The sequence below is a fragment of the Streptomyces sp. NPDC058000 genome (assembly GCF_042886435.1).
Classification (GTDB): domain Bacteria; phylum Actinomycetota; class Actinomycetes; order Streptomycetales; family Streptomycetaceae; genus Streptomyces.
Map to the genome: position 1 here is coordinate 107,813 of NZ_JBHVQS010000026.1, position 6,631 is coordinate 114,443.

Here is a 6,631-nt window from a genome sequence, read left to right on the forward strand (position 1 = left end):
AAAGGTGCCAAAGGTCAAGTCTAAGGGGCGGGCCGCCGGCGGCCCGTCCGCCCCTGGGTGCGGGGCGCCCGCCGCTTCCCCTCTGTCCCTCCTGTCGCCCGCCGCCACTCTTGCATGACGCTTCGCGACAGCACTATTTCAAGAAGGCCGGGGCCGCGACGGGCAGGCTAAATCGGAACTGGGCGCCGCCGGCCGGGGCCCGGCCGACCGTGATCGTGCCGCCGTGGGCCTCGACGATGCCCTTGACGATGTAGAGGCCCAGCCCGGTGCCACCGCGCTTGCTGCCCCGCCAGAAACGGGTGAACACGCGGCTCATCGACTCCTCGGGGATACCGGGGCCCTCGTCGCTCACGGTGACGCACGTCCCCTCTCCGCCGCTGGTGTCCTTCGCCAGTCCGACCTCGATGGTGACCGTTCCCTCACCGTGGCGCACCGCATTTTCCAGGAGGTTGCCCAGCACCTGGTCCACCTTGTCCGGGTCTGCCCACAGATCGGGCAACGGTTCCCTCATCCGGATCAGGAAGCGGTCCGGCCGCTGGCCCGCGGTGGCCTGCGCCTGTACGTGCCGCCGGACCGCGGCGATCATGTCGACCCGCTGCCGGCGGACCTCCAGCCGCCCGGAGTCGATCCGGGAGATGTCCAGCAGCTCGGCGATCAACCGGGTGACGCGGTTGGCGTCGGCGTCCACCGTCTCCAGCATCAGCCGCTTCTGGTCGTCGGTGAAGCGTTCCCACTTCTGGAGGAGGGTCGCCGTGAACCCCTTGACGGAGGTCAGCGGCGAGCGCAGCTCGTGGGCGACGGTGGCGATCAGCTCGGCGTGGCTCAGCTCGGTGCGCCGCCGGGCCTCGGTGCCGCGCAGCGCGATCACCAGCCGCCGCACCGGTCCGGTGGGCGCGCTGCGGACGTAGCGGGCGGAGACCAGCACCTCGCGGCCGCCCAGCAGCAGGTTCCGCTCCGGCTGGCCCCGGCGGATGGCGAGTCCCCCGTACGGGTCGGTCAGCTGCCACCAGCGACGGCCTTCGAGGTCCTGCAACGGCAGGGCGTCCCCGACCGGGCGGCCCAGCGCGGCCGGCGGTTCGATACCGGTGATCCGGGCGGCGGCGGCGTTGAAACAGATCACCCGGCCGCGCTCGTCGGCGACGACCAGACCGTCGGGGAGGTCGTCGGGGGTCAGCCCGAGCAGCTCCGCGTCCGCGCCGGAACCCTCGGGCGGGCAGCCGTCAGCGGCGGCAGTCCTGGCCGAAGTCCTCGCCGTCATCGCCGTGTTACCCCCTTCCGGGCCGGAGCTGGCAAGACTACTAGCTCGGCCCGGCCCGGCCGGCGGGATCGCGACTACGCCCCTCCGGCGGGTGACGTCGCGCGACAACCTCCGGTGGTGCGCTGGGCGCGTGCGGAGGCGTACAGGCACACCGCGGCGGCGGTCGCGAGGTTGAGGCTCTCGGCCTTGCCGTGGATGGGCACCCGCACGACGGCATCGGCCAGCGCCCGGGTCTCCTCGGGCAGCCCCCATGCCTCGTTGCCGAAGACCCAGGCGGTCGGCCCGCCCATGACGCCGGCGTCCAGCTCCGCGTCCAGGTCGCGGTCGCCGGCCCCGTCGGCCGCCAGGATCCGCACCCCGACGCCCTGCAACCCGGTCACCACCTGCTCCACCGGCACGCCCACCGCGACCGGCAGGTGGAACAGCGAACCCACCGACGCCCGCACCGACTTGGGGTTGTAGAGGTCCACGGAGGCGTCGGTCAGCACCACCGCGTCGGCGCCCGCGGCGTCCGCGCAGCGCAGCACCGTACCGGCGTTGCCGGGGTCACGGACGTTGGCCAACACCGCGACCAGCTGCGGGCGGGCGGCCAGGATCTCCTCGAACGGCGAGTCCAGGAACCGGCAGACGCCCACCAGCCCCTGCGGCGTGACGGTCTGGGAGACGTCCGCGACGGTCCTGTCGTCGGCGAAGTGCACCGGCACCCCCGCCGCCCGGGCGGCCTCGACGATCTCGGCGTGCCGCTCGGCGGCCTCGACGGTGGCGAACAGCTCGATGAGGGTGGGCGCTCCGCCGGCGCGATGCGCGACGGCCTCCCGGACGGCCTGCGGCCCCTCGGCGATAAACCGGCGTTCCTTGCCCCGGAAGTGGCGCCGGGCCAGCCGCCGGGCGGCGGCGACTCGCGGGGAACGCGGGGAGATCAGCTCGGGAGTGCCCATGGACGGCGGCTCGCTTCTTTCGTTCGGTGCGGGGGCCCGGTGCGGGCGAATGGGGTCTCCCCTGCTCAGGGGCCCCTGCCCGAACGAAGTCGAGAACTCGGGGGAGGAGCTGAGCGCTTGGGGAAGGGCCCGGAAACGCGGCGGACCCGCAGGCCGGGGCCCGCGGGTCCGCAATCACAACGTCGTCACGACGTCACAACGCTGTCAGGCTGGGATTCAGGCAGCAGCCTTCGGGGCGTTGACATCGCTCGGCAGCGCCTTCTGCGCAGCCTCGATCAGCGCGGCGAACGCACCGGCGTCGGTGACCGCGAGGTCGGCGAGGATCTTGCGGTCCACCTCGATGTTGGCGGCCTTCAGACCCTGGATGAAGCGGTTGTAGGTCATGCCGTTGGCGCGGGCAGCGGCGTTGATGCGCTGGATCCACAGCTGACGGAAGTCGCCCTTGCGCTTCTTGCGGTCGTTGTAGTTGTAGACGAAGGAGTGGGTCACCTGCTCCTTGGCCTTGCGGTACAGGCGGGAGCGCTGACCGCGGTAGCCGCTGGCCTGCTCCAGGATCGCCCGGCGCTTCTTGTGAGCGTTGACTGCCCGCTTGACGCGTGCCACTTGTTAACTCCTTGTAGCGGGGCCGTGGTTGTTCGTCACACGGCCCGAATCGACGTGGGGTCCCGGTCGGGTCGGTGCGCTCCACCTGTGCGGCGGAGCGCCCCGGCTCACTTGCCGAGAAGCTTCTTGATCTTCGCGGCGTCGCCCGGGGCCATCTCGGCGTTGCCGGTGAGGCGACGCGTCACGCGGGACGACTTGTGCTCGAGCAGGTGGCGCTTGCCGGCGCGCTCGCGCAGCACCTTGCCGGAGCCGGTGACCTTGAAGCGCTTGCTGGCACCGCTGTGCGTCTTGTTCTTCGGCATGCGCCGTTCTCTCCTCGTCAGTGGCGCTCCCACCGGCGAAGACCGGCATACGGGAGCGTCAGATGTATCGGTTGTTCCGGGGCTGGCGCCCCGGCCTGAATCCGGGGCAGCTCACCCAAGAGCTCACGCCTCGGCGTGCTCCTCGGTGGGCTCCACAGCGGGCTCCTCAGCGGACTCCGCGGGAACCCCACCCTGACGCTCCGCCTTGCGGGCGGCCTGCGCCTCACGGGCCTCGGCCATCGCCTCGGTCTTCTTCTTGTGCGGACCGAGGACCATGATCATGTTCCGGCCGTCCTGCTTCGGGTTCGACTCGATGAAGCCGAGGTCCTGGACGTCCTCCGCGAGCCGCTGGAGCAGTCGGAAGCCCAGCTCGGGGCGGGACTGCTCGCGACCACGGAACATGATCGTGATCTTGACCTTGTCACCCTGCTTGAGGAACCGAACGACGTGACCCTTTTTGGTGTCGTAGTCGTGCGGGTCGATCTTCGGCCGGAGCTTCATCTCCTTGATGACCGTGTGCGCCTGGTTCTTGCGCGCCTCACGGGCCTTCATAGCCGACTCGTACTTGAACTTTCCGTAGTCCATGAGCTTGCAGACCGGCGGACGGGCGTTCGCCGCCACCTCGACGAGGTCGAGGTCGTACTCCTGCGCAAGCTCCAGGGCCTTGGCAAGCGGCACAATGCCGACCTGCTCGCCACTGGGACCGACGAGTCGCACCTCGGGGACGCGAATCCGGTCGTTGATGCGGGGCTCGGCGCTGATGGATCCTCCTCGGTAGCACCACGCGACGGCCTGGCGGACTGCCGCGTAACGTCTGTTCGGTGTGACCAACCGCGCCGGTACATCAAAAAATGCCCCGACGGGACACAGGCGGGGCTCCACGTGGATCAGGAGCACCGCCGCGAAATCTCCGCGGGGCGCAGCCGGACCGTTGACCCGCCAACCTGAGATCGGTCGGGTGGGAGATCGGAGCCTCCACTTGTGGGCCGGTCACTGAGGTGTCCGGCCGGTCGCAGCAACCAGAATACACGAGTCAAGGGGTGACCCCACACTTTTGTGCTGACGCATGGAGGTCTCCCGTCCGCACTCCATCGCCCGACGCGCCCCGGGGCCACACCACCTCGGCCCCGAGGCACCTCCGGGGCACGGGGCCACCGGACGGGGTCATAGGCTGGAGGGCGACCCCTCCAGCAGGAAGTGAAGCCCCAGCACATGAGCGAGCAGACCCACCAGCAGCCGGCCACGCCGGAGACCGCCGGCCCGGCGCAGCCCGACTTCGAGACCATGACCCGGGACATCGCGGAGGTGCCGGCGGTTGAGGTGATCACCACGGTCGCGGTGCACCTGATGAGCTCGGCGGCGGTCAACCTCGGACTCGCCGAGGACGGCGCGGACCACAAGGACCTGGACGAGGCCCGCAAGCTCATCCACGCGCTGGCCGGGCTGGTCACCGCCAGCGCCACCGAGATCGGCTCCTACCACGCGGCGCCGCTGCGGGACGGTCTGAAGTCGCTCCAGCTCGCGTTCCGCGAGGCGTCGGTGGTGCCCGACGAGCCGGGCGAGGGCCCGGGCGAGAAGTACACCGGGCCGGTCTACGGCTGAGCCCGGCGGGCGGCCCCGCGCATCGACGACGAGCCCCGGCCCGGTGTGGCCGGGGCTCGTCGTCGTACGCGGGCCAGGACCAGCGCCTCAGACGCGGTCGCCGGGGGCCGGTTCGTCCGGCTTGGTCGGCTCGCCGCGGGCGGTCCGGTCGGCGATCACGACGGGCTCCTGCGGCGGGTGGGTGATCTGGTGCACTACCGCCGCCAGCGCGCCGCCGATCAGGGGCGCGAGGATGAACAGCCACACCTGGGTGATGGCCGCACCGCCCGCGAAGAGGGCCGGGCCGAGGCTCCGCGCCGGGTTCACCGAGGTGCCGTCCAGCGGGATGCCGATGAGGTGGACGGTGGCCAGGGCCAGACCGATCGCCAGACCGCCGAAGCCCAGCACCGCCACTTTGTGGGTGACGCCGAGCACCACGAAGACGAACAGGAACGTCATCACGATCTCGGCCACGAACGCGCCGCCGAGGTTGATGTGCACCGCCGAGCGGTCGCCCCAGCCGTTCGTACCGAAGGCCGCGTGGGTCTGGAGTCCCGGTACCTGCTTGGCGACCAGGAAGAGCAGGGCGGCGCCGACGATGCCGCCGAGGATCTGCGCGATCCAGTACTCGACGGCCGTACGGACCGTGATGCGCTTGGCCAGCAGCATGCCGAGCGTCACCGCGGGGTTGATGTGGCAGCCCGAGATCGGGCCGAGGGCGTAGGCAAGCGCCAGCATGACGAAACCGAAGGCCAGGGCGATGCCGAAGGTACCGATGTATTCGCCGGCCAGCACTGCCGCGCCGACGGCGAAGAACACCAGGAGCAGCGTGCCGAGGAATTCGGATACGACCGTGCGGGTCTCCGTGGTCTCCATGGGCTCTCCTCGCGTGGATCTTGAGCTCTCCTCGCATTGTGCGGCCCGGAGGACGAAGCCGCCCGTTGGGCGCGGGCGCCGCCAGGCCCCGGGAGAGTCCCGCGAAGGCCGGCCCCGCGGCCCGGCTCCCGGCGGATCAGCGCTGGTACAGCAGCTCCCCGGAGGCTTCGGCGCCGGGCGGCAGGAGGGCCAGGTCGAGGCCGCGGACCAGCCGGGCGCGGAGGGTCTCGTCGGTGGCCAGCGCCTGCGCCAACCGCTGGGCGGCCTCGGCGGGGACGGCACCGGTGGCGAGGCCGAGGGCGAGGGTGCCGTCGGTGTCCGCGGACGGCGTCAGCCGCGCGAGGACGACCGCGGGCTCGGCGGCGAGGAGGGCTCGCAGCGCCTCGGTGACGGCCGGGTCGGCGAGCGGGTCGGCGGTGGTGCGGCCCTCCGCGAGGGCCCGTAGGGCGGAGCCGGTGAGCTGGTAGGTGACCGGTCCGGCCAGGTCGATGACAACGGTGTCGGCCTGTTCGTGCGCGGCGGCCAGCAGGGCCTGCCGGAGCGGCACGGCAACCGGGCGGGCGTCCGGGCGCCAGCGCTGGAGGGTCTCCATGGAGGTGAAGGCGGGGAGCGCGCGGCGACCGTCGGGGGCGGTGAGGGTGGGCACCGCCATGTCGCTGGTCTTCTCCCGGCGCAGCCCGTCGGGGCCGGTCTCGACCTCACCGAGGACCGCCACGACCGGGACCAGGAGGCGGGCGTCGGCCAGAACGGCCAGCAGGGCGGGCTCGGTGCCGGGGTCCGTCGCGTACGCCGCGAGCGCCGCGGCGAGCGCGGGGGCGGCCGACCCGTCGTCGTCGGCGAAGCCGGGGTTGGGGATGTTCTTTTGCACCCCGCGAGACTATCCACGCCCAGTACCCCGAACCACGCCCGCCCCCATGCCCTCCCCTCTCATCCCCCTCACCCACCACAACGGGAGGTGTCGGGGCTGTGGGGCTGGGGGGTTACGGTCGGTAAGGGAAGAAGTGCGGGCCCCGCAAACCCCACAGAACCGGGAACAGCCCCAACCCGCCCGCGCGGCCGGCCCGCCCCCCGCA

At 71.7% G+C, this 6,631-nt stretch carries 8 protein-coding genes; 1 reads left to right on the forward strand and 7 read right to left on the reverse strand.

Annotated features, from left to right (window positions below):
* Window positions 1-133 precede the first annotated feature (133 nt).
* The 5 genes from ACFVT2_RS24195 to infC all read right to left on the reverse strand — a co-directional run bounded on the left by ACFVT2_RS24195 (window position 134) and on the right by infC (window position 3,932).
* Complete coding sequence (locus tag ACFVT2_RS24195) at window positions 134-1,258, reverse strand: ATP-binding protein (RefSeq protein ID WP_390021273.1); 1,125 nt, start codon at window positions 1,256-1,258, stop codon at window positions 134-136.
* Window positions 1,259-1,332: 74 nt separating this feature from the next.
* A complete protein-coding gene (locus ACFVT2_RS24200) occupies window positions 1,333-2,196 on the reverse strand; it encodes a TrmH family RNA methyltransferase (RefSeq protein WP_390021274.1) in 864 nt (287 codons plus the stop codon).
* A gap of 216 nt (window positions 2,197-2,412) precedes the next feature.
* Complete coding sequence (rplT, locus tag ACFVT2_RS24205; protein ID WP_390021275.1) at window positions 2,413-2,799, reverse strand: 50S ribosomal protein L20; 387 nt, start codon at window positions 2,797-2,799, stop codon at window positions 2,413-2,415.
* 107 nt (window positions 2,800-2,906) lie between these two features.
* Window positions 2,907-3,101 carry a 50S ribosomal protein L35 gene (gene rpmI, locus ACFVT2_RS24210; RefSeq protein WP_016576627.1) on the reverse strand — a complete coding sequence of 65 codons (195 nt, stop codon included), beginning with the start codon at window positions 3,099-3,101 and terminating at the stop codon, window positions 2,907-2,909.
* 123 nt (window positions 3,102-3,224) lie between these two features.
* Window positions 3,225-3,932, reverse strand: a complete 708-nt coding sequence (gene infC / locus ACFVT2_RS24215) for a translation initiation factor IF-3 (protein WP_390021277.1) — start codon at window positions 3,930-3,932, stop codon at window positions 3,225-3,227.
* 381 nt (window positions 3,933-4,313) lie between these two features.
* Between infC and ACFVT2_RS24220 the strand changes: the two genes are divergently transcribed.
* Window positions 4,314-4,703, forward strand: coding sequence for a DUF1844 domain-containing protein (locus tag ACFVT2_RS24220; protein ID WP_390021279.1), 390 nt, complete (start codon window positions 4,314-4,316; stop codon window positions 4,701-4,703).
* Window positions 4,704-4,790: 87 nt separating this feature from the next.
* Here ACFVT2_RS24220 and ACFVT2_RS24225 read toward each other — a convergent pair whose 3' ends face one another.
* Both ACFVT2_RS24225 and ACFVT2_RS24230 read right to left on the reverse strand, forming a co-directional pair.
* Window positions 4,791-5,558: an MIP family channel protein gene (locus ACFVT2_RS24225; protein ID WP_390021280.1), complete on the reverse strand. Its 768-nt coding sequence runs from the start codon at window positions 5,556-5,558 to the stop codon at window positions 4,791-4,793.
* 136 nt (window positions 5,559-5,694) lie between these two features.
* Window positions 5,695-6,426 carry an SseB family protein gene (locus ACFVT2_RS24230; protein ID WP_390021282.1) on the reverse strand — a complete coding sequence of 244 codons (732 nt, stop codon included), beginning with the start codon at window positions 6,424-6,426 and terminating at the stop codon, window positions 5,695-5,697.
* Between the last annotated feature and the right edge of the window lie 205 nt (window positions 6,427-6,631).

Bases quoted from the DNA above. Each gene is read 5' to 3' on its own strand.
- ACFVT2_RS24195 (WP_390021273.1), bottom strand. From the start codon at position 1,258: ATGACGGCGAGGACTTCGGCCAGGACTGCCGCCGCTGACGGCTGCCCG.
- ACFVT2_RS24200 (WP_390021274.1), bottom strand. From the start codon at position 2,196: ATGGGCACTCCCGAGCTGATCTCCCCGCGTTCCCCGCGAGTCGCCGCC.
- rpmI (WP_016576627.1), bottom strand. From the start codon at position 3,101: ATGCCGAAGAACAAGACGCACAGCGGTGCCAGCAAGCGCTTCAAGGTC.
- ACFVT2_RS24220 (WP_390021279.1), top strand. From the start codon at position 4,314: ATGAGCGAGCAGACCCACCAGCAGCCGGCCACGCCGGAGACCGCCGGC.
- ACFVT2_RS24225 (WP_390021280.1), bottom strand. From the start codon at position 5,558: ATGGAGACCACGGAGACCCGCACGGTCGTATCCGAATTCCTCGGCACG.